This is a genomic window from Wolbachia endosymbiont of Tuta absoluta (assembly GCF_059414725.1).
The window spans coordinates 1-926 of the sequence record NZ_JBNRJY010000337.1 but is presented as its reverse complement, the minus strand read 5'-3'; the positions used below and the strand labels follow the sequence as shown (position 1 = coordinate 926).

The 926-nt window shown below is 36.0% G+C and carries 2 protein-coding genes and 1 pseudogene; 1 reads left to right on the top strand and 2 read right to left on the bottom strand.

Annotated features, from left to right (window positions below; translation table 11 throughout):
- A pseudogene (locus tag ACJ5GX_RS03620) lies at positions 1 to 50 on the top strand (hypothetical protein); the annotation flags it as partial.
- 31 nt (positions 51 to 81) lie between these two features.
- Here the strand turns inward: ACJ5GX_RS03620 and ACJ5GX_RS03615 are convergent.
- The gene (locus ACJ5GX_RS03615) at positions 82 to 456 is read right to left on the bottom strand and encodes a hypothetical protein (RefSeq protein WP_495292711.1); all 375 of its coding nucleotides are present in this window, start codon (positions 454 to 456) and stop codon (positions 82 to 84) included.
- A gap of 114 nt (positions 457 to 570) precedes the next feature.
- The coding region (locus ACJ5GX_RS03610) for a hypothetical protein (protein ID WP_495292710.1) at positions 571 to 926 on the bottom strand (356 nt) is incomplete at its 5' end.

Below are 926 nucleotides of genomic sequence, written 5' to 3'. Positions count from 1 at the left end.
ATGATGTCTGGAATGTCAAAAAGGACAATCAAGGTCTCTATGATCTTTGGGTCATGGGGCCAAATGGTTTTCACCGTCATTTCAAAGGTGATTTGAATCGAAATCAAGATTTGCAGATCGATCAAAATGTAAATACTCCATTAAAGTCAATCCCCGCCCCCATACAAACTCAATTTTTGTGACAATCAGTCCCCGATAAGTCGTATTTTTTAAAGTAAGGATTCTACTCACATAGGCGTTTTGTTCATCAACTTCGTCTTTAGCCACCTGATTCATTAATATTGGCAGAATTTCATCATCGCGAACATAATAATCAAATTGCTGGCGAACCTCACAATTTTGTTCAAAACGATCTTGCAATATTGGGGTTAAATCAAGGCTTGTTTGCGGGGTTGCATGGATTATTGTTGATAAATTCAGCAAAACCAAAGCGAAAATTGGTAAATTTTTATTCATTTTTAATATGCTCTAAATTTCGGTTAAAATCGTTTATTAGATTTAAACCAAGATAAATTTAGAATATAAAAAAAGGAGCTTCAGATGAAGCTCCTTTTTACTGAATATTACAAATTATGCATTTGTTTCAGCAGGTGCTTTTGGATAGCTTACACCGCACATTTGTTCAGCAATACGTAATACTTGGCAGCTATAACCCACTTCGTTATCGTACCAAACATAAGCTGTTAAACGGTTACCTGATGTAATCGTCGCTTGTGCATCAAATACACCAGCAGTACGAGAACCAATAAAGTCAGAAGATACGACTTCGGTAGAGTTTGTATAGCCAATTTGACCTTGAAGGCTTGAGTTGATCGATCTGGTGTTAGGGTTGGTCCATTTGCCAAATGTGAAAATACAACAATAGGTGATGGTGCAATCATAGGTAATTTTGTTGAAACAAAAGCAAGTGATATAGGTATAAATAC

Coding starts and splice junctions, on each gene's coding strand:
- ACJ5GX_RS03615 (WP_495292711.1), bottom strand. CDS start 456: ATGAATAAAAATTTACCAATTTTCGCTTTGGTTTTGCTGAATTTATCA.